At 69.8% G+C, this 21,551-nt stretch carries 20 protein-coding genes, 1 tRNA gene and 1 other RNA gene; 16 read left to right on the top strand and 6 right to left on the bottom strand.

All coding sequences use genetic code 11. The features are described 5' to 3' along the window. From J7520_RS14730 to J7520_RS14715, 4 genes are all read right to left on the bottom strand, one after another. Window positions 1-925 (bottom strand): winged helix-turn-helix domain-containing protein (locus tag J7520_RS14730; RefSeq protein ID WP_291189575.1); only part of this gene is annotated, 925 nt, incomplete at its 3' end. A 200-nt stretch (window positions 926-1,125) separates the two neighbouring features. After that, on the bottom strand, window positions 1,126-2,454 hold the full coding sequence (locus J7520_RS14725) for a S8 family serine peptidase (protein ID WP_291189573.1): 1,329 nt from the start codon (window positions 2,452-2,454) through the stop codon (window positions 1,126-1,128). After that, window positions 2,451-3,119 carry a zf-HC2 domain-containing protein gene (locus J7520_RS14720; RefSeq protein WP_291189571.1) on the bottom strand — a complete coding sequence of 223 codons (669 nt, stop codon included), beginning with the start codon at window positions 3,117-3,119 and terminating at the stop codon, window positions 2,451-2,453. The genes J7520_RS14725 and J7520_RS14720 overlap by 4 nt, the downstream gene beginning before the upstream one ends. Window positions 3,120-3,123: 4 nt before the next feature. Beyond that, entirely contained in the window at window positions 3,124-3,666 is a 543-nt protein-coding gene (locus J7520_RS14715; RefSeq protein ID WP_291189587.1) for a sigma-70 family RNA polymerase sigma factor, read from the bottom strand. A gap of 226 nt (window positions 3,667-3,892) precedes the next feature. Here J7520_RS14715 and J7520_RS14710 point away from each other — a divergent pair, with 226 nt between their 5' ends. The 3 genes from J7520_RS14710 (at window position 3,893) to J7520_RS14700 (ending at window position 6,153) form a co-directional block, all read left to right on the top strand. Next, complete coding sequence (locus J7520_RS14710) at window positions 3,893-4,657, top strand: hypothetical protein (protein ID WP_291189569.1); 765 nt, start codon at window positions 3,893-3,895, stop codon at window positions 4,655-4,657. Between the two features lie 207 nt (window positions 4,658-4,864). Continuing rightward, window positions 4,865-5,257, top strand: a complete 393-nt coding sequence (locus J7520_RS14705) for a DUF6165 family protein (protein ID WP_291189567.1) — start codon at window positions 4,865-4,867, stop codon at window positions 5,255-5,257. Between the two features lie 65 nt (window positions 5,258-5,322). Then, window positions 5,323-6,153 carry a hypothetical protein gene (locus J7520_RS14700; RefSeq protein WP_291189565.1) on the top strand — a complete coding sequence of 277 codons (831 nt, stop codon included), beginning with the start codon at window positions 5,323-5,325 and terminating at the stop codon, window positions 6,151-6,153. A gap of 72 nt (window positions 6,154-6,225) precedes the next feature. Here the strand turns inward: J7520_RS14700 and J7520_RS14695 are convergent, their stop codons facing one another. Then, a complete protein-coding gene (locus J7520_RS14695) occupies window positions 6,226-7,299 on the bottom strand; it encodes a glycosyltransferase family 9 protein (RefSeq protein WP_291189563.1) in 1,074 nt (357 codons plus the stop codon). Window positions 7,300-7,380: 81 nt separating this feature from the next. Between J7520_RS14695 and J7520_RS14690 the strand changes: the two genes are divergently transcribed. From J7520_RS14690 to J7520_RS14665, 6 genes are all read left to right on the top strand, one after another. Then, the gene (locus J7520_RS14690; RefSeq protein WP_291189561.1) at window positions 7,381-8,130 is read left to right on the top strand and encodes a 3-deoxy-D-manno-octulosonic acid kinase; all 750 of its coding nucleotides are present in this window, start codon (window positions 7,381-7,383) and stop codon (window positions 8,128-8,130) included. Further along, a complete protein-coding gene (locus J7520_RS14685) occupies window positions 8,127-8,891 on the top strand; it encodes an MBL fold metallo-hydrolase (RefSeq protein ID WP_291189559.1) in 765 nt (254 codons plus the stop codon). Before J7520_RS14690 ends, J7520_RS14685 begins: the two co-directional genes overlap by 4 nt. Before the next feature lies 1 nt (window position 8,892). Continuing rightward, a complete protein-coding gene (moaA, locus tag J7520_RS14680; RefSeq protein WP_291189557.1) occupies window positions 8,893-9,939 on the top strand; it encodes a GTP 3',8-cyclase MoaA in 1,047 nt (348 codons plus the stop codon). After that, window positions 9,923-10,435 carry a cyclic pyranopterin monophosphate synthase MoaC gene (gene moaC, locus J7520_RS14675; RefSeq protein ID WP_291189555.1) on the top strand — a complete coding sequence of 171 codons (513 nt, stop codon included), beginning with the start codon at window positions 9,923-9,925 and terminating at the stop codon, window positions 10,433-10,435. The genes moaA and moaC overlap by 17 nt, the downstream gene beginning before the upstream one ends. A 10-nt stretch (window positions 10,436-10,445) precedes the next feature. Next, complete coding sequence (locus J7520_RS14670) at window positions 10,446-10,685, top strand: MoaD/ThiS family protein (RefSeq protein WP_291189553.1); 240 nt, start codon at window positions 10,446-10,448, stop codon at window positions 10,683-10,685. Between the two features lie 74 nt (window positions 10,686-10,759). Further along, a complete protein-coding gene (locus J7520_RS14665) occupies window positions 10,760-11,203 on the top strand; it encodes a molybdenum cofactor biosynthesis protein MoaE (protein WP_291189551.1) in 444 nt (147 codons plus the stop codon). Window positions 11,204-11,371: 168 nt separating this feature from the next. On the opposite strand, the gene J7520_RS14660 is transcribed toward J7520_RS14665, so the two are convergent. Continuing rightward, on the bottom strand, window positions 11,372-14,332 hold the full coding sequence (locus J7520_RS14660) for a reprolysin-like metallopeptidase (RefSeq protein ID WP_291189549.1): 2,961 nt from the start codon (window positions 14,330-14,332) through the stop codon (window positions 11,372-11,374). A gap of 347 nt (window positions 14,333-14,679) precedes the next feature. Between J7520_RS14660 and J7520_RS14655 the strand changes: the two genes are divergently transcribed. The 7 genes from J7520_RS14655 to J7520_RS14625 all read left to right on the top strand — a co-directional run bounded on the left by J7520_RS14655 (window position 14,680) and on the right by J7520_RS14625 (window position 21,551). Further along, window positions 14,680-17,085, top strand: a complete 2,406-nt coding sequence (locus J7520_RS14655) for a M9 family metallopeptidase (RefSeq protein ID WP_291189547.1) — start codon at window positions 14,680-14,682, stop codon at window positions 17,083-17,085. A 343-nt stretch (window positions 17,086-17,428) separates the two neighbouring features. Next, window positions 17,429-17,520: transfer RNA gene (locus J7520_RS14650), tRNA-Ser, on the top strand. 52 nt (window positions 17,521-17,572) lie between these two features. Continuing rightward, an RNA gene (ffs, locus tag J7520_RS14645) (signal recognition particle sRNA small type) lies at window positions 17,573-17,669 on the top strand. A gap of 317 nt (window positions 17,670-17,986) precedes the next feature. After that, window positions 17,987-19,738, top strand: a complete 1,752-nt coding sequence (dnaX, locus tag J7520_RS14640; protein ID WP_291189545.1) for a DNA polymerase III subunit gamma/tau — start codon at window positions 17,987-17,989, stop codon at window positions 19,736-19,738. Window positions 19,739-19,986: 248 nt separating this feature from the next. Next, on the top strand, window positions 19,987-20,310 hold the full coding sequence (locus J7520_RS14635) for a YbaB/EbfC family nucleoid-associated protein (RefSeq protein WP_291189543.1): 324 nt from the start codon (window positions 19,987-19,989) through the stop codon (window positions 20,308-20,310). 99 nt (window positions 20,311-20,409) lie between these two features. Next, on the top strand, window positions 20,410-21,006 hold the full coding sequence (gene recR / locus J7520_RS14630; protein ID WP_291189541.1) for a recombination mediator RecR: 597 nt from the start codon (window positions 20,410-20,412) through the stop codon (window positions 21,004-21,006). A 200-nt stretch (window positions 21,007-21,206) separates the two neighbouring features. Next, on the top strand, window positions 21,207-21,551 hold the full coding sequence (locus tag J7520_RS14625) for a histidine triad nucleotide-binding protein (protein WP_291189539.1): 345 nt from the start codon (window positions 21,207-21,209) through the stop codon (window positions 21,549-21,551).

Below are 21,551 nucleotides of genomic sequence, written 5' to 3'. Positions count from 1 at the left end.
GCGTCAGGCCGAGCGCGCGCGCGGCGCGGTCGGCGGCGGCGCGCGCGGCCTCGAGCAGGTCGCGCGCCTCGCCGTCGGCGAGCAGCGGCGGATCGCGGCCGTGCAGGCTGCGGATCGTCACGCGCCAGTAGCCGGACGCGTGCTGCGCTTCGGCGCCGAGCACCAGGCTCGCCGCCGTGCTGCGCGCGAGTTCCTGCGCGGCGCCGGCGTCGACCGGCTTCTCGCCGCGTCCGCGCAGCAGGGCGATCACGTTGTCGCTCGGCAGCATCGGCTGGCCCGAGCCGCGCAGGCGGTCGGCGATCAGGTCCATCGCGCCGAGCCGCGCCCAGGCGTAGCGCGGGTCGGCGTCGACGCTGACCGGCAGCAGCATGGCGAGGTTGCTCGCCGCGTTCGCCGGCGCGCTCGCCGGCGGCGCACGGACGATCCAGGCGGCGATTCCGGCGACGACGAGCAGCAGGAGCAGCGCGGCGATCGCGTACGCCGGCGCGCGTCGGGCGGGCGCGGCCAGCGGCGGGATCGGCGCAGGCGGGATGTCGTTCTCACTCGGCGAGGGCGGTTCGAACGCGGCCTGCGTTTCCTGCGCTTCCGCCGTCGCGGAACCGCTGTCGCCGTCGACCACGCTGGTCGGCGCGACCCAGGAAAAGCCGAAGCGCGGCACCGTGCGGATTACGCGGCGTTCGCCTTCGGTGTCGCCGAGCGCGCGGCGCGCGCGCAGCATGATCTGGTCGAGCAGGTTGTCGGTGACTTCGGTGCGGCCCCACACCGCCGCGATCAGCTCGTCGCGTCCGACCGCACGCTCGCGGTGCTCGGCCAGGTAGGCGATGCAGTCGAACACCTTCGGCGGCAGGGTCAGCCGCTCCTCGCCGCGGCGCAGTTCGCGCCGGGCCGGATCGAGCAGGAAGGATTCGAAGCGGAGTTGCGCCAAAACGAAAAGTGTCCGTGCCGGAGCGACGCCGGCGCGGCGCAATGCGTCCGGGCCGTGGTCAGGATCGCCGATGGTAGCGGCTCGTCGCGCCCGATCGCAGTGCCGATGGATGTGCCGTCGACGCCGCGAGCGAAGGCGCGACGGGCGAGCCGATCGGTAGCAGGACGCGGCGGTGGCGGCGAGCGTCGCGCCCGGCCGGCTCAGCGATTCCGCGGCGCTTCGCGTGCCGGCACGGCGGCCAGCGCGGCGCGCCGGCAGGCCTCGCCCGAACGGCGCAGCGCCGTCGCCGCGCTGCAGACGTCGATCGCCGCGCCGGCGGCGCTGCTTTCGAGCAGGGCGAAGGCGTCGCGCGCGGACAGGCGCGAGTTCAGCTGCAGCAGCAGCGCGATCGCTCCGCTGACGTGCGCCGCGGCGAGCGAGCTGCCGGAGGCGTAGTCGTAGCGGCCGCCGGGCTCGAGGGTGAGGATCTCGCGGCCCGGCGCGGCGAGCACGCCGTCGCCGGGCGGCGTCTCGTCGGCGTCAGTGACGGCGATGACGCCGGGCACGTTCAGCGGAAAACCGTCCCGGCGCCGGCTCGGCGGCACCGCGCCGACCAGGATCGCGCCGCGCTCGACGGCGTGGCGGGCGAGTTGTTCGAGCAGCGGATCGGCAGGGCCGCCGAGGCTGAGATTGATGATCTGCGCGCCGGCGTCGATCGCCGCACCGAGCGCCAGCGCCAGCGTGAACGAATTGCAGCGCGCCGCGGAGCCACCGGCCTGCGTGCTCCAGCAGGCGCGGTACGCGTACAGGCGCGCGCCCGGCGCGACGCCGGCGATGCCGACGCGATTGTTCGCCACGGCCGCGATCACGCCGGCGACCTCGGTGCCGTGGCGATCGTCGGCGGCCGGCGCGGCCGGGTCGTCGACGAAGTCGCGCTGTGCCGCGATGCGCTCGTGCAGGTCCGGGTGCGCGGCGTCGACGCCGGCGTCGATCAGCGCGACGCGCACGCCGGCGCCGCTGCTCCAGCGCTGCGCCTGGTCGGCGCCGATCGCGCTGAAGCCGCGTTGCAGGCCGACGTAGGGATCGTTGTAGGCGCCCGTCGCGCCGCTTTCCGACGGCGTGGTCAGCGTGTCGAAGCTCTGTAGCGGCTGCGCCAGCCGCACGCGTTCGTCGCTGCGCAGTCGCGTCAGCAGCTCGTCGCGATCGGCCGCCGGCGGGATCTCGTACAGCATGCAGCGCAGGCGCAGCGAGTTGATCGTCCAGGCCGAGACTTCGTGCAGTTGATAGTCGTGCGCCAGCCGCGCCGCGCCGGCGATGCTGCGCGAACTGCCGCTGTAGTTCGGCAGGCCGGCGTAGCCGCGCGGGGTAGAACCGACCGACGGCGCCGGGTCGGCCTTCTCGGCGATCGCGACGATCAGCATGCGCTGCGGCGCCAGCTGGTTCTGCGGCGTGGGCGCCGCCGCCCAGGCGAGGCTCGTCAGCAGCGAGACGACGATGCCGGCGAAGCCGCGGACGGACCACGCGAGGCGGCGGGCGAGCGGCGCGTTCATCGCGCCGCCGGTGACGCGATCGGTTCGGCGAGCAGGATGCCCGGCTGCCGGCGCAGGTGCTCGATCGTCTGCGCCGTCGCCACGGCCGGCGCGTCGGCGCCCGGTGCGAGTCCGTAGATCGAGCCGGAAGCGTTGCTTTCGACGATCTGCAGTTTTTCCGCGACGAGGATCGTCTGCAGCTCGGCCAGGGTCAGCGTCGGCGCCGGTACCAGGCGGATCGTCGCGTGCGAGGCCTGCGCCGGTGTGCTCGTCAGGGTCTCGTAGTGCGCGCCGGCGCGCTCGCGCTGCAGCAGCAGCGCGGCGAACAGCGCCAGGCCGACCGCCTGCACGACCACCGCGGCGATCAGCCCGCGGCTGCCGAGGCGGAAGCGGCGCGGCTGCGTCGCGTTCGACACCGCCGTCTGGAACGCGTCCGCGTCGGCGCTCGCGTCGATGCGCGCGAACAGCCGGCGCAGGCCGGCCTGCGCGTCGGATTCGGGCGCGTCGGGCGCCTCGACGGCGATGCCGGCGTGCAGCCGGGTCTGGAACGCGTATTCCTCGCGGCAGTCGGCGCATTGCGGCAGGTGTTCTTCCAGCGCCTGCCGCTCGGCCGCGTCGGCGCTGCCGTTGACGACCCAGGGGATCAGGTCCCAGAGCTGGCGATGGAGCAGGATCGGTGCGGTCATCGGTTCATCCTCGCGCGGCGTGCGCGTCGGGCGGAGTGTCGCCGCCGAGCGCCGGCAGCGTATTGCGCAGGCGTACCCGCGCATGGAACAGGCGCGCCTTCACCGTGCCGACGGCGACGTCCATGATCGCGGCGATCTCCTCGCAGGACTGGCCCAGATAGTAGGCCAGCTCCATCGTCATGCGCTGGTCGGGCGGCAGGGCGAGCAGGCCGTGGCGGACCCAGTCGCGCAGCTCGCGTTGTTCGGCCTCGCCGGGGCCGTCGCCGGCCTCGTCGGGGAGCGTGGTCGGCAGTTCCAGCGGCTCGGGCCGGTCGCGCAGCGCCTTCATCAGGCGGCGGTAGGCGATGCCGATGATCCAGGTGGCGACCTTGGCGTCGCCGCGGAACTCGCCGGCGCTGCGCCAGACCACCCACATCGTCTCGTTGACGATCTCCTCGACCAGGTCGCGCCGCGCCGTGTGCCGGGCGAGGAATCGGGTGAGGCGGCCGTGATGGTGCAGGTACAGGCGCTCGAACGCCACGCGATCGCCGCCGGCGACGCGGCGCAGCCATTCGAGGTCGCGCGCGGAGGCCTCCGCGCGGGTGTCCTCGGACGGCGGGGTGTTGCTGCGATGTTCGTGCGGCGCGTTCAAGAGCCGTCCCCCGGCCAGCGGTTGCTCGTCGTATGTACCATGAGTGAACGGGAAGGTTGCGCCAAGTCCGATTCGCACTGGATGCATCTCGAAACCGGCGTGGAAACGGCTAGGATCGCCGGCGGCAACCAATGGGGACAGCATGGCGGCAGGCAAGAGGCGGCGCACGCGCGGCGTCGCGGCGACGATGTGGGCGATTCTCGCCGGCCCGACGCTCGGCTTCTCCGCCTCCCAGGCCTGGGCGGACGGCTGGAGCGGCTCGCTCGGCCTCGCCAGCAACAATCTCTACCGCGGCCGCAGCCTGACGCTCGATCGCCCGGCCTGGCTCGCCGATCTGCGCTATGAAATCGGCAACGAATGGGTGTTCGGCCTCGGCGCCAGCGCCGAACGTCCCGAATACGAAGCCCCCGCCGCGCAGATCGTGCTGCGCATCGACCGCCGCTGGCAGCTGGACGAGAACTGGGCGGCGAAGGTCGGCTACGCGCGCTACGAGGAGCCGTGGAACGAGTGGCGCAGCGAGCTGCGCTACGACGAGGTCAACGCGGCGATCGGCTATCGCGGCCGCTGGGCCCTGAGCCTGGCGATGAGCTCGAACCGCAGCGCGGTCTACGCCTACACCATTCCGCAGCGTAAGGGTTTCGCCGCCTGGGCCGAGCTGAGCCTGCGCCAGCCGATCGCCGGCCGCCTCGCCGTGGACGCCGGTTTCGGCTACGCCTATCTCGCGCGCAGCGGCGACGCCAACTACCGTTACGGCAGCGTCGGGCTCAGCTACGGCATCGGCGACGTCGATCTCGCCTTCGCGCGCGTGTGGACCGACGGCGCCGCGCCGTACTACTGGTGGGAAGGCGGGGATCATGGGCGTCCGGCGCATTCGCGCTGGCTGGCTTCGGCGATCTGGAATTTCTAGCGGGAAGGAGCGAAAGCTGGACGCGGATCGACGCGGAGAGGACGTGGATCGAGCCAGGAATTCCTTGGATTTTCGCCTTGATCCGCCTTGATCGGATTTGATCCGCGTCGAAGGCTTTTCCTTCGGCGCAGCCCGCACGATTGACCCTGCGCGCCGCGCTCGCCATGATCGCCGGCTCGTTCGGCATCCAGGCATGCGGTCGCACTCATGAGCACCATTTCCGTTCCGGTTTCCTACGGCGAGCTGATCGACAAGATCACGATTCTCGAGATCAAGGCCGAACGCATCGGCGACGCGGCCAAGCGCGCCAACGTGCGCACCGAACTCGACCTGCTCGATGCGACCTGGAGCGCCGACGCCGCCTCGCACACCGACATCGGCGCCGAGCGCGCGCAGCTGCGCGCGGTCAACGAGGCGCTGTGGGACATCGAGGACCGCATCCGCGTCAAGGAGAAGGCAAAGGCCTTCGACGCCGAGTTCGTCGAGCTCGCGCGCTCGGTCTACGTCACCAACGACGAGCGCGCCGCGATCAAGCGCGCGATCAACGACAAGCTCGGTTCGACGCTGGTCGAGGAGAAGTCCTACCAGGACTATCGCTGAGCGACCGCTGCCGAGGTTCGCCGCAGCCGGATCGCCGGCTAGGAGATACGCCGGAGAATTTCGAAATGATCGACGAACTCGGCAGCGTGAGCGGTCTCTGGAAGGAGGCGCTTTCCCGGATCGAGTTCGAACCGCCCGACGAGGAGTTCACGAGTCGTCTGGTAAGCAAGCTGGACGGAAGCTCGCCCAGGTCGACGGGCATCGACACGAGCACGTCGTTCGCCCTGCGCGGTGCCTTGCAGATGCTCTGCGCGCGGCAGGCGAACGGGATGGAACGGCAATTGATCCAGGCGCTGATCGACAACCGCGACAGGTTGCTGGGGCTCGCGTTCGATCCGAAGGGCAACATCACGCTGCTGCCGATGGAGGCGGCTTTGAACGTGGCCGCGGCGCAGACGGCGTTGCAGGCAGCGGCTCCGGATCGTCCGGTGCTGCGCCGGCTGGTGCGCTTCTTCATCGACAGGTGTCCCTCGAACAAGAAAACGCTGCACAGCTCGTTCTACGCACGCATGCTGACATCGGCGTACGCGGCGTGGCTGCTGCAGGATCTCGACTTGTTGCGGGAGTTGACCTCGCTGCGCAAATCCGTCGCGGACTACCCGTTGCAATGGCCCTTCCTGCGGCACGTCGCGCAGACGGCGAGGGCGGAAACGGTCGACGAGGTCTCTTACATCCGCTGCGACGATCCGGGCGCGCGAGCGGATTTCTTGCGCTTCTTCCGATCCAATCGGATGCCGTACGAGACGCAGCGCCCCGTGGAGCTGGGACGGGAGGGCGTGCTCTTCGGGCCAGTCGTCGGAGCCTACTATTTCTCCTGGCTCTATCTGCAGACCTTCGCGCCGAGCCCGATACGGCAGACGGATTGGGATCTATTGCGGGAATTGATCATGGGGTGATCGCGGCGGTGTCGGATCGCCGACGCACGATCACCGACAAGCCTCGATTCCGGGGCGAGAAGCCTGCCGTGCCTACCCCTGTCGAGCGGCGCGCCAGGCCGCGAACGCCTGCAACCGCTCGATCACGTCGTCGACCTCGATCAGGTCCATGACGCCCTTGTGCTCGAGCTTGGTCCCCCACGGCAGCGCCGCGGCCGGCTTCTTGCGGAACTTGCGCGCGGCGGCGTCGTAGCGGTCGACGCACCAGCGCCGGTCCGAGTACGGCCCGGAACGATGCGGATTGCTGGCCGCGTGCAGGCCGAGCACGGGCGTGCCGACCGCATTGGCGATGTGCATCGGCCCAGAGTCCGGGCACAGCACCAGGGTCGCGCGCTGCAGCAGGGCGAGCAGTTGCTTCAGCGTGTCCTTGCCGGTCAGGTCGAGCGGGCGTGCCTGCGCGCGGGCGAGGATCGCGTCGGCGAACTCGCGCTCGTACGCGCTCGGACCGCCGCACAGTGCGACGCGCCAGCCGAGTTCGAGCGCGGCGTGGTCGATCGCGGCGGCGTAGCGCTCCGGCCGCCAGTTGCGCAGGCGATGGCTGGACACCGGGCAGACCAGCAGGGTCGGCGTGTCGCCGGGCAGGTGCGCCTGCGCGAATTCGTGCGCCGCGTCGGGAATCGGGATGTCCCAGCGCACCTCGGTCTGCTTCAGGCCGAGCGGTTCGATGAAGCTGCCCATCGCGTCCAGCACGTGCTCGCCGCTGCGCGCCGGGATGCGGCAGTTCACGAAGAATCCGTGCAGGTCCTTCGAGCGCGCGCGGTCGTAGCCGATGCGCAGCGGCGCCTTCACGCTGACGCTGAGCAGGTTCGAGCGCAGCGCGACCTGCATGTGCAGCAGCGCGCTGAAACGCCGCCCGGCGAGCTGCTCGCGCACGGCGCGGAAGCCGGCGCGGCCGGCGTTCTTGTCGAACACGACGAACTCGACGCCGGGCAGGTCGCCGACCAGGCGATGTTCGAGCTTGCCGATGATCCAGGTCAGCCGCGTCTGCGGCCAGTGGCTCTGCAGGGTGCGCAGCAACGGCACGATGTGGGTGACATCGCCGAGCGCCGAGGTGCGCAGCAGGCACAGCGATTCGGGCGCCTCGCCCGCGGGTGCAGCTTGATCCATGGAACGCTTGCTACCATCTGTCTTTGGAAGGCGGGTGGTGGAGTTCCATGCCCCGCGTGAAACCGGCAACTTGGCAGACGCATGATCGAGGCGCAAGTTCAATCGACCGCGAACGGAGCGATCGTCCACGACCGCGCACTCGCCGCAACGCCCGACGAGCGCTGGTTCGACGGCGCGCATTGGAGCGCGGGCGGCGACGGGCCGAGCGCCGGGCGTGGCAACGCGGTCTTCGTCGAGACGCCGGCCGGCGCCTGCGTGCTGCGCCACTATCACCGCGGCGGGCTCGTCGCGCATTTCAGCTCGGACCGTTACCTGTGGACCGGGGCGCGCCGCACGCGCGCGTTCCGCGAGTTCGACCTGCTCGTGCGCCTGGCCAATGCCGGGCTGCCGGTGCCGCGCCCGGTCGCCGCGCGCTACGTGCGCGACGGCATGCGCTATCGCGCCGACCTGCTGACGCGGCGCATCGCCAACGCGCGGACCCTGGCCGAGCGCCTCGCCGACGGTTCGCTGACGCCGTCGCTGGCGCACGACGTCGGCCGCACGATCGCCGCGTTCCACGAGGCCCGGGTCTGGCACGCCGACTTGAACGCGCACAACGTGCTGATCGACGCCGACGGCACGGTCTGGCTGATCGATTTCGACCGCAGCGGCCTGCGCAAGCCGAGCCTGTCCTGGCAGGCGGCCAATCTGGCGCGCCTGCGCCGTTCGCTGGACAAGCTCGGTGCCGCGCGCGTCGGCGACTTCGACGCGCGCTTCTGGCATCCGCTGCTCGCCGCGTACCACGAGGCGCTGGCGCGGCCGGAGTCGGCGTCGCGCGGAGCGGCGTCGTGAGCCTCGCGCTGCGTTTCCTCGGCGTCGGCGGCGCGCAGTCGCCCGAGCTCGGCTCCGCCTGCGGTGTGCTGGAACGCGACGGCGCTCCGCTGCTGATGATCGATTGCGGACCGGAGGCGCTGTCCGCCTATCTCGACCGCTACGGCGAGGCGCCGCGTGCGATCTACGTCACGCACACGCACATGGACCACGTCGGCGGCCTGGAGCGCCTGTTCTACCGGGCCTACTTCGACACCGCTTTGCGCGGCCGCGTGCGCGTGTACGCGCACGCGGCGCTGGTGACGCTGTTGCAGGCGCGCATCGCCGACTATCCGGAAGTGCTGGCCGAAGGCGGCGCGAACTTCTGGGACGCGTTCTCGCTGGTGCCGCTGTCGCGCGGCTTCTGGCACGAGGGCCTGTGGTTCGACGTGTTCGGGACGCGTCATCACGCGCCGAATACTTCCTTCGGTTTGTCGCTCGCCGGCAGTTTCGTGTGGACCGGCGACACGCGGCCGATTCCCGAAATGCTCGGCCGCTACGCGGCGCACGACGAACTGGTCGCGCACGATTGCGGCGTGATCGGCAATCCCTCGCACACCGGCGTCGACGACCTCGAGCGCGAATATCCGCCCGAGCTGCGCCAGCGCCTGACGCTCTACCACTACGCCAGCCTCGCCGACGCCGTCGTGATGGAAATGCGCGGCTACCGCGTCGCGCGCCGCGACGAGGTGGCGGCGCTGGCGCCGGCGCTGCGCATGATCGAGCCGGTCGAGGCCGGCTGACGTGGACGCGCCGGCGATTCCGCTGGGATTCGGCCCGGCCGCGCAGCGCGACCTGCGCGGCCGCGTGCTGCGCGATCTGCGCATCTCGGTCGTCGATCGCTGCAATTTCCGCTGCCCGTACTGCATGCCGGAGGACCAGTATCCGCGCGACCACGAATTCCTCAGCAAGGCCGAGCGCCTGCGCTTCGAGGAAATCGAGCGGCTGACGCGCATCTTCGCCACGCTCGGCGTGCACAAGCTGCGCCTGACCGGCGGCGAGCCCCTGCTGCGCCGCGACCTGCCCGAACTGGTACGCAAGCTCGCCGCGGTGCCCGGTATCGACGATGTTGCGCTGACCACCAACGGCAGCCTGCTCGCGCCGCAGGCGCAGGCGTTGCGCGAAGCCGGGTTGCAGCGCATCACGCTGAGCCTGGACACGATCGTGCCGGAAACCTTCCGCCGCATGTCCGGCGGGCGCGGCGAAGTCGGCGTCGTGCTGGAGGCGATCGCCGCGGCCGAGCGCGCCGGGTTCGCGCCACTCAAGCTCAACGTCGTCGTCATGCGCGGCACCAACGACGACGAAGTGCTCGGCCTGCTCGAGCGCTTCCGCGGCAGCGGCCACATCGTGCGCTTCATCGAATACATGGACGTCGGCACCTGCAACGACTGGCGCCGCGACCTGGTCGTGCCGAGCGCCGAGCTGCGCGCGCGCATCGCCGCGCGCTGGCCGCTGCGCGAACTCGAGCCGAACTACGGCGGCGAGGTGGCGCGGCGCTACGCGTTCGCCGACGGCGGCGGCGAGATCGGCTTCATCAGCTCGGTGACCGAACCGTTCTGCGGCGACTGCTCGCGCGCGCGCCTGTCCGCGGACGGCCGGCTCTACACCTGCCTGTTCGCCGGCAGCGGCCACGACCTGCGCGGCCCGCTGCGCGCCGGCATCGGCGATGCGGAACTCGCCGGCCTGATCCGCGCGGTCTGGAGCGCGCGCGAGGACCGCTACAGCGAGCTGCGCAGCGAAGCGACGTCCGCCTCGCGCGAGCACGTGGAAATGTATGCCATCGGAGGCTGACATGACGGATCGCGAACTGAGCCACGTCGATTCGGACGGGTGTCCCACGATGGTCGACGTCGGCGACAAGACGCCGACGCGGCGCGAAGCCGTGGCCGAGGTACTGGTGCGCTTTCCGGCCGAGGTCGCCGCGACCTTGCGCGAACAGGGGCTGCGTTCGAAGAAGGGACCGATCGTCGACACCGCGATCGTCGCCGGCACGCTGGCGGTCAAGCGCACGCACGAGCTGATTCCGTTCTGCCATCCGCTGCCGATCGAGAACTGCCGCATCGAGGCGGAATTCGCCGGCGAGCGGGAGCTGCGCATCCGCTGCACGGTCGCGCTGACGCACAAGACCGGCGTCGAGATGGAGGCGCTGACCGGCGCCAGCATCGCCGCGCTGACCGTCTACGACATGTGCAAGGCGCTGTCGCACGAGATCGTCATCGACGGCCTGCGTCTGCTCGAGAAGAGCGGCGGCAAGCGGCGCGTGAAGCAGGGCAGGGCCGTCGCGTGAGAGCGGGCTCATGACTTATCGGCTGCTGTACTTCGCCAGCCTCGCCGATCGCGCCGGATGCGCCGAGGAAGTGCGCGACAGCGCGGCCGGCACGCCGCGCGACCTGTACGCCGAAGTCGCCGCGGCGCATCGCTTCCCGTTCGCCGCGGATCGCCTGCGCGTCGCCGTGAACGGCGCCTTCGTCGCCTGGGATCACGCGCTGTCGGATCGCGACGAGGTCGTGTTCCTTCCGCCGGTCAGCGGCGGGTGAGAGCCCGCTGCCGGCGCCGCGTCCTGCGCACGCGGCAACGCGCATGAATCCGGCACGGCCAAAATGAGATGAACATGTCCGACAAACGTTTTTCGTTGCTCGAAACCGCGATCGACGTCGGCGTCGAACGGCGCGCGCTCGACCACGCCGCCGCAGGCGCCTACGCGAGCTTCGAAGGCTGGGTACGCAACCACAACGACGGCCGCGCCGTGCTGCGGCTCGACTACCAGGCGTATGCGCCGCTGGCGGCCGACGAGGGCGAGGCGATCCTCGCCGAGGCCGCCGGACGCTTCGCCGTGCGCGAGGTGCGCTGCGTGCATCGCGTCGGCCGGCTCGCAATCGGCGATCTCGCCGTCTGGGTCGGCGCCAGCGCCGATCATCGCGACGCCGCCTTCGCCGCCTGCCGCTGGATCATCGACGAGGTGAAACGGCGCGTGCCGATCTGGAAGAACGAGCACTACGCCGACGGCGAGTCGGGCTGGCTGCATCCGGACAATACGCCGGTGGGTTCGGGCTGATCGATCGAGCCTCGCGGCCGCGGGCGCCGTAGGCGGGCGTTCCAAAGGCGCATCGCGCGCTGCCGCGTCTTGATGCGCGAGCGCAATCGCGGACGATCGCGGAGGCGACTCCAAAAAAATCCCGCGAGGCCTGCGCCTCGCGGGATCTCCCGTTCCTGCGGCGACCGGTCAGCGCCGCACGCGCCTGCCGATCTTGAGCGACGGCGACGGCGGCAGATGCGCCGGAGCCGCCGCGCAGTCGAGGGTGACGTCGTCGAGGATGGCTTCGCCGACCGCTCCCCCCTGCGCCTGCGCCGACCAGTCGAGGCGGACGGTGTGCGTCTGGCCGTCGAGGTAGCTGGCGGGGATTTCCACGCTGTGCACGCGGTAGGCGGTTTCGCCGGTCGCGGCGGGGAAGGTGTGCACGACGGTCGAGTCGATGCTGAGCGTGAGGCTCGCGCTCGGGTCGTCGCCGATCAGATTGATCATCCAGTAATTGAGCCAGCGCGGCTGATCTTGCGGGAACACCACGCTCTGGCTCAGCCAGGCGGTGTTGGCTTCTTCCCAGCCGCCGAGCCAGACGAAGAAGTCGCCGGTGCGTGCCAGGTAGCTCTCGTCGGGCGAGTTGCAGTCGGCGTCGCAGATCGGCGGGCCGGAGCCGCCGCTGTCCTCGCCGTTCCAGATCGTGTCGCCGCCGCCGGTGATCTCGAAGCTGGGGTCGCCGAGCAGCTGGGTCGGTTCGCAGACGGCCGGGCCGGAACCGTCGAAGCCGTCCTTGAAGATCTGGTCGTTGTCTGGTGCGGTCACGGTCAGCTCGACCGGAATCGTGAACGCGGCGTGCGCCGGGTCGTCGGTGGTCACGCACAGGCTGGCCGACTGCGTGCCGGCGCCGAGGCCGGTCGCGTCGGCGCCGACGATCACGCTGGCGCTGGCGCCGCCGGCGACGTTGCCGGCGGTCGGCGTCGCGCTGAGCCAGGCCACGTCGCCGGTGGTGGCGCAGCCGTCGCTCGATTCGGCGATCGTGTAGTTCAGTGTGGTGCCGGCGTCGCCGATGTTGGCGACGTCGAGCGTCTGCGTGGAGTTCGCGCCGACCTCGAGTTCGAAGCCGAGGTTGCCCGGCGTCACGCTGGCCGTCGCCGCGATCGGGTCGGGGTCGCCGGTCGCCGCGATCTTGAAGTTCACGTCGGAGACGTCGAAGAAGATGTTGTCGGCGCAACGCACGCGCACGCGCGCCTGCGTCGTGTCGGGCTGCGACGGCACGACGACGTCGGCGCGGCCGTTGTTCGGAGCGCCGGTGGCGAGCGCGTCCGGCCAGGTGGTGCCGCCGTCGACGGAAAGGTCGATGTCGACCGCCGTGCAGTTGACCGGTGCCGCACTGGTGTTGGCGACGTCCCAGGTGACCGCGTGCGTCTCGCCGCGGCCCCAGGTGATGAGCGTGTTCGGTCGCGTGACGGCGAAGGGGCCGGCGGTGTTGACCACCTTGACCAGCACGTCGCCGCTCTGCGTCGCGCCGAACTGCGGCGTGCCCGGCACGCCGTGGTTGTCGCGCACGGTCAGGCGGAAGTTGAGATCGCGCGTCGTGGTCGGCCAGGTCTCGCCCTTGACCAGCGCGGCGCCGAGCACGCTCTGCATGCGCGGGAACACGCGCGTGCCGCTTTCCGTGGCGTCGAACGAGCGGAAGATCGGCCCGCGACCGGTGTCGCCCTGCGACAGGTCCGTCGCCGGGCCAAGGTCGTACTGCTCCCAGTTGTAGGTGAGCGTGTCGCCCGCGTCGGCGTCGCTGGCCGAGCCGGTCAGGGCGAAAGCCGTGCGCACCGGGATGGTGTAGCCGTTCGGCAGGCTGGCGGTGTCGATGATTGGAGCTGCGTTCGTGCTCGGCGTGTCCACCGCGCAGGAGCCGCCGGTGCCTTCGACCCAGGTCTGGATCTGTGCCAGGCTGCGCGCGTGCATGTACGGATCGCTGTGCGGCTGCAGGTCGTTCGCGCCGCACAGGCTCGCGTATCCCATGATGGTCGAGGCGCTGCCGGGTTCATAGGCCGAGTTGGACGAACGCTGTCCGGATGTGCAGCCGCTCGACACCGAGTTGTAGGTGTGCGCCGCGCCGAACTGGTGGCCGACTTCGTGCGCGACGTAGTCGATGTAGAACGGATCGCCGACGGGGTTGGGCATGCCGGTGGTGCCGGCGGCCTTGTTGCTGGTGCAGGTCACGCCGAGGCCGAGGACGACGCCGCCGCTGCCGGTGGTGAAGACGTGGCCGATGTCGAAGTTCGCGTTGCCGATCGCGCTGGCCAGGTTGCTGACGTTCTGGCTCGCCGCCGAGGTGGTGTTGCCGTACGGATCGCCGGCGGCGGTCGGGTAGATGATCTCGTCGTTGTTGTCGAGCAGGGTCAGGTGCACGGCGAGTTCGGTTTCGTAGACTTCGTTGACGCGATTGACGGCGACGACGACCGCGGCGAGGCCGCATTCGACCGCGGCGCTCGCCGGAACGCACACCTTCGTCACGTAGTTGTGGTTCGCGGCGAAGGCGGCGCGGTAGTCGCGCTGGATCGCACCGGTGACGGTCATCGGCGCGGGACCGGGCAGCACGCTCTGGCCGACGGCCTCGTGAGCGTCGCCGTGCACGTCGCACTGGAACGGTTCGCGCGCTCCGGCGGCGTCGGCGCGGCGGAAGCTCATGTAGCGGTCCGTCGCTGCGGGCGATTCCGGCTGCACGAGCCAGGCGCCGTCGCGATCGAACACCATCGCCTGGAAGCCCGAGGGCGACACGTCGATGCGCACCTTGCGTCCGGCGGCGTCGCTGCCGGCGAGGCTGACGATCTGCGGGTACTTGGCCTGCAGCGCGGCGGGCATCGTGCCCGAATCGCTGACCAGGAATTGGGCGAACTCGCCGCCGGGCAGCGGCAGGGCGAGTTCGAAGGCGGCGCCGCCGGCGCGCGCGTTCGCCACGTAGGCGCGCAGCTCGGCGAGGTCGAGCCGCAGCGAGCGGTAGACGGACACCTGCGGCGCGTCCGCGGGCGGCGTGCGCGCCTGGACGTTCTGCCAGAACTGTTCAGTGGCCGTGGCCGCGACGGCGGAGCCGATCGTCAGCCACGACAGCGAGACGAGGCACAGCGCCTTCGTCGCACGAGAAACGAAACGTTTGCAGTGCATTGCAATTTTCCCCGTTGCTAAATGACGAACGTCGCCGGCCGGCGAGCGGGGCCGACGGGCTCCCCACCTTCGCACGACGCCAGCGGTGCAGACAGGCGCGAGGGACGGAGCGATCTCCATCGCTGGGCGGAGCGGTGTCGAATCGGCCGCGCATGCTCAGCGTGGCGAGCGCATTGGTGCGAATTCCGCAGTGCAAGCGGGGAAATTGCACAAGACCCGCACGAGAACCCGTCTCTAGCATGCGATGACGGATCGAGGAGGGCGGTTCGTTCGCGCATCGGGCGCGACGACCGGCACCTCCGCGCGATCCGCCTACCCAGAACGCGAACATAGAAGGGGGATCCTCCATGCGCTCTTTCCCGCGTGTCCTGAATGCCGCCGTCGCCGGCGTCCTGTGCCTGTGCGGCACGCTCGTCGCGATCGGCGCGGCGGCTGCCGCGAGCGCGCCGACCGGCGATCCGCTGCCGCCGCGCGGCAGTCCCGTCGCGGATGCGCGCGTCGAGCACGTGCAGTCGCGGCGCATCGGGCTCGACCGCATCGCGCCGATCTCGCGGCAGGACGATCGCCGCTATCTGCGCTACGACGGCGGCCGCTTCGACCTCGACGCGCCGCTGTCGCGCGAGACGCGGCAGGCGATCGCGTCCGTCACGGCACGGATCGCCTGTCCGAACTACGGCGAACTGAGCGGAGCGGCGCTCGCCGACGCGGTGCGCGGCTCGACTCTCGAGGGCTGCCTATATCCGCTGTTCAACCTGACCGGAGCGGTGGCGGGAGCGACCTTCGGCGAGGCCAAGATGATCACGATCGCCGAGGCGATCGAGGCGGACGCGCCCGCCTATCCGGGCGACAACTCGGCCGGCATGCTGCAGCTGATCATGTTCCTGCGCGCCGGCTACTACGTGCAGTGGAACGATCGCGAGGACGTCGGCGACTACGGCGCCGCGCTGACCGCGGCGATCCGCCCGGCGCTCGACGCGTTCGTGGCGAATGCGCACTTCACCGATGCCGACGACGGCCACGGCGCGGTGCTGCTGGAGTTCGTGACGCTGATCGACAGCGCCGGCGAGAACGCGCACCAGCTGGACACCGTGCGCGGCATCCTCGACCGCTACGGTCCGGCGATGTCCGGCCTGTCCCGCATGCAGGCGGCGACCAACAACGCGTTCAACGTGCTGTTCCGCGGCCACCAGAACGCCGACTTCCAGGCGCTGGTGCAGAGCCCGGCCGGCAGCGGCGTGCTCGACACGCTGCTGGACTTCATCGACCGCAACCGCGCCGGCGACCTCGGCACCGCGCGCGAGTACATGATGATCAACGCCGGCCGCGAGCTCGCACGCTTCCTGCAGTATCCCGACACCGCCGGCAACAACGCATTCCACAGCGCCCTGCATCCGAAAGTGAAGGCCGTGCTGGATGCCTTCCCGTTGAGCGGTTCGGCCAGTCCGGGCGCCGCCCTCTACATCACGACCGCCTCCGTCGCCGACTACTACGACGCCGGCCACTGCGCCTATTTCGAGACCTGCGACCTCGGGCAGACGGTCGAGGCGGCCGTGCTGCCTGCGGCGAACGCGCGCGATTGCAGTCCCACGCTGGGCGTGCGCAGCCAGGCGCTCACTTCCGCGCAGCTCGACTACGTGTGCAGCACGGTCGGCGGCGAGGAGGGGTACTTTCATGCGCTCGCGCAGACCGGTCAGGTGCCGGTCGCCGACGACCACAACGCGAAGCTCGAGATGGTGATCTTCCACTCCAGCGACGACTACGTCCTGTACTCGAACCTGATCTTCGGCAACTCGACCGACAACGGCGGCATCTACCTGGAAGGCGATCCGGCCGATCCGGACAACCTGCCGCGCTTCATCGCCTACGAGGCGGAATGGCTGCGTCCGAGCTTCGACGTGTGGAACCTGACGCACGAATACATCCACTACCTCGACGGTCGCTTCAACTGGCACGGCGCCTTTCGCGACTATCCGCTCACCGCGCCGGCTTCGGCGGTGTGGTTCGTCGAAGGCTTCGCGGAATTCGTCTCCTATTCCTATCGCGAACTGGTCGACACCAGCGCGGTGACGGAAGCCGGCAATCCGGACCGGTTCACGCTCGGGCAGGTGTTCGACACCGAGTACAGCACGGACTTCTCGCGCACCTACCAGTGGGGATACCTCGCGGTGCGCTTCCTGTTCGAGCGGCACCGCGACGACATCACCGACCTGTTCACCGGGGTATCGCGCCCAGGCAACTACCGTCCCGGCTACGCCGACTGGCTCACTCCGATCCATGCGGCCTACGACGCGGAGTTCCGCGCCTGGGTCGTCTGTTTCGCCAGCCACAACGGCGACACGTCCAGCTGCGGCGGCGTGCAGCCGCCGCAGGACAAGATCTTCGGCGACGGGTTCGACGGCGAGCCGCCGGTCGAGATCCCCGAATGCACGGGGCCCGACGGGCGGCTCGACAACGGCTGCAAGCGCAGCGGTCTTTCCGCACCACGTGACGTGGACCGCGTGTGGTTGAGCATTCTGGTGCCTGCTGGCAAGACCCGCCTGACGTTCACGACCAGCGGCGGCAGCGGCGACGTAGACGTCTACCAGAAGTTCGACGGCTGGCCGGGCGACGCGGACTACGACAACGCCTCGCAGCTGCCGGGCAACGAGGAGACGCTGGTCGTCACCGACCCGGCGCCCGGCTGGCACTACCTGATGCTGAAGCCGAAGTCCTCGTCGTTCGAAGGCGTGCAGATTTCGGCGGCATGGGAGTGAAGCGGCTCGATCGCGGCGATCCGCCCGCGAAATCCTGTGCCTGAGGCACGGCGCGGCCGCGGAAGCGGGCCGCGCCGTCCTTTCTTCGCGGCGCCCGCCGTCGCGCGATCCTGCGGGGCCTCGCAGCGGGCATTCCCATGCGCGGCGGCTTGTATGCGGCATCCCCTGCTAGTATTCTGCGCGGCCCGCAAAATCGGGTCGCGGGCGGAGAGGTCTCCGAACCGTTCGCCGGTTCGGCAAATTCGTCGGGAACGAATTTGGACCGCCCCAGGACGATCCCTCGTGCAGCGAGGGGCGAGGCGCAGGAAGCGCCGATCAGTCCCGCCGGATGGCGGGAATTCCCGGAGAGGTGTCCGAGTGGTTGAAGGAGCACGCCTGGAAAGTGTGTAAACGGGTCAAACCGTTTCGCGGGTTCGAATCCCGCTCTCTCCGCCAGATTCCCAGAGTTCCACCACGCGCAATGCGTGTTGCCGCTTCACGGCGGCTCCGTCGGTCCCCTCGCGACGATAGCTTGCAAATCCCGCCAGGTCCGGAAGGAAGCAACGGTAGTGAGTGATTCGGGTGCCGGGGTGTGGCTGGCGGAGCTGCCACCCTTTATTTTTGCGATCCGTCCTGGATCGCCTATGTCCGGGTAGGTTGAATCGTTGGCTGGGTGATCGTCTTCGGAGGGTCTACCCGCGGCCGTCCTTGGCCGCACTTTTCACGGGCGATCCGTCCTGGATCGCTGCGTCCGGATAGGTTGAATCGCTGGCCCGTTGTTCGTCTTCCGAGGGTCTACTTGCGGGCGTCCTGGCCGCACTTTTCGACGTGCGATCGTCCGTGGGCGTGGCGGTCCGCGCGGGAGTGCGCGAGTCTGCGCGGGAGAGTTCGCTACAATCACCGCTTCAACCGCGGAATCCCGATGTCCTACCAAGCCCTCGCGCGCAAATGGCGGCCGCGCCGCTTTTCCGAACTGGTCGGCCAGGAGCACGTCGTGCGCGCGCTCGCGCACGCGCTCGACAGCGGACGGCTGCACCACGCCTTCCTGTTCACCGGCACGCGCGGCGTCGGCAAGACCACCATCGCGCGCATCTTCGCCAAGTCGCTGAACTGCCAGCACGGGCCGACCTCCAACCCCTGCGGCGAGTGCGGCGCCTGCGTCGAGATCGACGCGGGCCGTTTCGTCGACCTGCTCGAGATCGACGCCGCCAGCAATACCGGCATCGACAACGTGCGCGAGCTGATCGACAACGCGCAGTACGCGCCGACGCGCGGGCGCTACAAGGTCTACCTGATAGACGAGGTGCACATGCTCTCCAAGAGCGCGTTCAACGCGCTCCTGAAGACGCTGGAAGAACCTCCGCCGCACGTGAAGTTCCTGCTCGCGACCACCGATCCGCAGAAGCTGCCGGTGACCGTGCTGTCGCGCTGCATCAAGTTCAACCTGAAGCGGCTGACCGCCGAGCAGATCGTCGGCCAGATGCGTTCGATCCTCGGCGCTGAAGGCATCGCGTTCGACGCCGAAGGCATCGACGTGCTCGCGCGCGCGGCCGACGGTTCGCTGCGCGACGGGTTGTCGCTGCTCGACCAGGCGATCGCGCACGGCGGCGGCGCGCTGCACGCGAACGAAGTGCATGCGATGCTCGGCACGGTCGAGCGTGCCAAGGTGCGCGTGCTGCTCGAACGGATCGCCGCCGGCGACGGTACCGGCTTGCTCGCCGAGATCGAGCGCATCGCCAGCTTCGCGCCGGATTTCGCCCAGGTGCTCGACGAACTCGCCGGGCTGCTGCATCGGACCCAGCTCGCGCAGCTGGTGCCGGAGGCGGCGAGCGACGACGGCGTCGACGTGCGCGACCTCGCCGGCGGACTCGCCGCGCAGGACGTGCAACTCTGGTATCAGATCGCCGTGACCGGCCGCCGCGACCTGCCGCTGGCGCCGACGCCGCGCGTCGGTTTCGAGATGGCCTTGTTGCGCATGCTGGCGTTCGCGCCTGCGGACGGGAAGCGGACGGCGGAGGCGGGAAGTCGGAGCGAGCCGCGAGGCGTGCCCGAAGGTCGAACCGCCGAAGCGGCGAATCCAGCGGGCTTCGCGAGCCGAAAAGAAGCGCCGACGAGCCCGAGCCTGCCGGCGCGCAACGACGCGGCGGCAGAGCGCCAGGCAACCCGAATGCCGGGCGGGCCGAACGCCGGAGAGCACGCTGCACGCGCGCCACGGGATTTCCAGCCCGAGCCGGCCGAGCGTTTCGTCGAGCGACCGGCTGCGGCGGCGCCGGTTCCCGATTCCCGACCCTCGAATCCCGGTTCCTGGCCCGAACTCATCGAACGCGCCGAGCTGCGCGGCCCGGTCGGCGAACTGGCGCGCAATTCCAGCCTGATCGCGATCGAGGACAAGCAGGTGCGCCTGGCGATCCGGCCGACGCACGAACATCTGGCCGACGGCCCGCTGGTCGGTACCCTGGAACAGCGCCTCGGCGCCGCGCTCGGCCGCGCGATCAAGGTGAAGTTCGAGCGCGGCGACGGCGCGGAAAGCCCCGCCGAGCAGCGCGAGCGCGCCGACAGCGAGCGCCGCCAAGCCGCCGTGGCTGCGGTGCACGGCGACCCGGTCGTACAGTCGCTGATCGACACGTTCGGCGCACGCGTCATCGCCGACAGCGTCCGCCCAGTCGATGGCTGAAGTTTTTCTTGGATGCTCTTGATAAACAGTGCGGCCATGGATGGCCGCTGGTAGATTTTCCGAAGCTCGGATCCCTCGTGGCTCGCGCGACTCTCCCAGGTCGAGGCGATCCCGGACGGATCGCATTGGATTGAACAGTGCGGCCAAGGATGGCCGCGAGTAGATTGTCCGAAGCCCGAATCCTCCTCGGCTCGCGCGACCCTCCCAGGTCGAGGCGATCCAGGACGGATCGCACAGGAGACACCAGAATGAAAGGCCCACTCGCCGGCTTGATGCAGCAAGCCCAGCGCATGCAGGAAGAAATGAAGCGCGCGCAGGAGGAAATCGGGCGCGCCGAGGTCACCGGCCAGGCCGGCGGCGGTCTCGTCAGCGTGATCATGAGCGGCCGCCATGAAGTGCGCCGCGTGACGATCGACCGCAAGCTGTTCGCCGACGACCCGGAAATGGCCGAGGATCTGGTCGCCGCGGCGGTCAACGACGCGGTCAACAAGATCGCCTCGCTGAGCCAGGAAAAACTCGGCGGCCTGACCGCCGGCATGAACCTGCCGGCCGGGTTCAAGCTGCCGTTCTGAGGCGGTGTGATGGGTGATTCGTTGAACAAGAGCGATATCGCCTCATTGTCCGACGAAATTTTCGAATCACGAATCACGAATCACGAATCACCGAACTCCATGTCCTCCTCGCCACTCCTCGCCGATCTGATCGACGCGCTGCGCTGCCTGCCGGGCGTCGGCGCGAAGACGGCGCAACGCATGGCTTTCCACGTGCTCGAACGCGATCGCGACGGCGCACGCAAGCTGGCCGAGCGGCTGGCGCTCGCGGTCGAGCGCATCGGCAACTGCTCGCGCTGCCGCACCTTCAGCGAGGAGGAGGTCTGCGTCTACTGCGCCAGTCCGTCGCGCGATCGCGGTCTGCTCTGCGTGGTGGAGACGCCGGTCGACCAGCTCGCGATCGAGCAGGCGACCGGCTATCGCGGCCAGTACTTCGTCCTGCTCGGCCGCCTGTCGCCGCTCGACGGCCTCGGGCCGAAGCAGCTCGGCCTCGATCTTCTGGCAACGCGCCTGGCCGAAGGGGAGGTGCAGGAACTGATCGTCGCGACCAACCCGACCGTCGAAGGCGAGGCGACCGCGCACATGCTGTCGCAGCTCGCCCGCGCCGCCGGCGTCCGCGCCAGCCGCCTCGCGCACGGCGTACCGCTCGGCGGTGAGCTGGAGTTCATCGACCGCGGCACGCTGGCGCATGCGTTCGGTGGGCGGCAGGAGTTGTGATTGGTGATTGGTGATTCGTGATTCGAGAAAGCGTTCGCAGGAGGAAGTAAGTGAAACTCGTGACGTCGTTCCCGCGGAGCGGGATGAAGGCTTCCACTGCCGACTCGCGCCACACTTGCATGCCTGACCCCAAGCTGCGAGCCTCTCCGAATCACGAATCACGAATCACGAATCACGAATCACGAATCACGGCCCTTCCCATGCCCGACACCCTGTTCGACAAGATCATCCGCCGCGAGATTCCGGCCGACATCGTCTACGAGGACGACGACGTGCTCGGCTTCCGCGACATCAATCCGCAGGCGCCCGTGCACGTGCTGTTCGTTCCGAAGACGCCGGTTGCGACCTTGAACGATCTGACCGAAGCGGATGCGCTGCTCGTCGGCAAGGTCGTGCTCGCCGCGACGCGCTGGGCCAAGACGCAGGGCTTCGCCGAGAACGGCTACCGGGTCGTGATGAACTGCAATCGCGACGGCGGCCAGACCGTCTTCCACATCCATCTGCATCTGCTCGCCGGTCGCGCGATGCATTGGCCGCCGGGTTGA

This window comes from Dokdonella sp., assembly GCF_017744955.1.
In the GTDB taxonomy this organism is placed as follows: domain Bacteria; phylum Pseudomonadota; class Gammaproteobacteria; order Xanthomonadales; family Rhodanobacteraceae; genus Dokdonella_A.
This window is presented reverse-complemented; position numbering and strand designations above follow the sequence as displayed.

Bases quoted from the DNA above. Each gene is read 5' to 3' on its own strand.
- moaC (WP_291189555.1), top strand. From the start codon at position 9,923: ATGCCATCGGAGGCTGACATGACGGATCGCGAACTGAGCCACGTCGAT.
- J7520_RS14710 (WP_291189569.1), top strand. From the start codon at position 3,893: ATGGCGGCAGGCAAGAGGCGGCGCACGCGCGGCGTCGCGGCGACGATG.
- recR (WP_291189541.1), top strand. From the start codon at position 20,410: ATGTCCTCCTCGCCACTCCTCGCCGATCTGATCGACGCGCTGCGCTGC.
- J7520_RS14690 (WP_291189561.1), top strand. From the start codon at position 7,381: ATGATCGAGGCGCAAGTTCAATCGACCGCGAACGGAGCGATCGTCCAC.
- J7520_RS14725 (WP_291189573.1), bottom strand. From the start codon at position 2,454: ATGAACGCGCCGCTCGCCCGCCGCCTCGCGTGGTCCGTCCGCGGCTTC.
- J7520_RS14660 (WP_291189549.1), bottom strand. From the start codon at position 14,332: ATGCACTGCAAACGTTTCGTTTCTCGTGCGACGAAGGCGCTGTGCCTC.
- dnaX (WP_291189545.1), top strand. From the start codon at position 17,987: ATGTCCTACCAAGCCCTCGCGCGCAAATGGCGGCCGCGCCGCTTTTCC.
- J7520_RS14665 (WP_291189551.1), top strand. From the start codon at position 10,760: ATGTCCGACAAACGTTTTTCGTTGCTCGAAACCGCGATCGACGTCGGC.
- J7520_RS14705 (WP_291189567.1), top strand. From the start codon at position 4,865: ATGAGCACCATTTCCGTTCCGGTTTCCTACGGCGAGCTGATCGACAAG.
- J7520_RS14655 (WP_291189547.1), top strand. From the start codon at position 14,680: ATGCGCTCTTTCCCGCGTGTCCTGAATGCCGCCGTCGCCGGCGTCCTG.
- J7520_RS14695 (WP_291189563.1), bottom strand. From the start codon at position 7,299: ATGGATCAAGCTGCACCCGCGGGCGAGGCGCCCGAATCGCTGTGCCTG.
- J7520_RS14635 (WP_291189543.1), top strand. From the start codon at position 19,987: ATGAAAGGCCCACTCGCCGGCTTGATGCAGCAAGCCCAGCGCATGCAG.
- J7520_RS14625 (WP_291189539.1), top strand. From the start codon at position 21,207: ATGCCCGACACCCTGTTCGACAAGATCATCCGCCGCGAGATTCCGGCC.
- J7520_RS14670 (WP_291189553.1), top strand. From the start codon at position 10,446: ATGACTTATCGGCTGCTGTACTTCGCCAGCCTCGCCGATCGCGCCGGA.
- J7520_RS14720 (WP_291189571.1), bottom strand. From the start codon at position 3,119: ATGACCGCACCGATCCTGCTCCATCGCCAGCTCTGGGACCTGATCCCC.
- J7520_RS14700 (WP_291189565.1), top strand. From the start codon at position 5,323: ATGATCGACGAACTCGGCAGCGTGAGCGGTCTCTGGAAGGAGGCGCTT.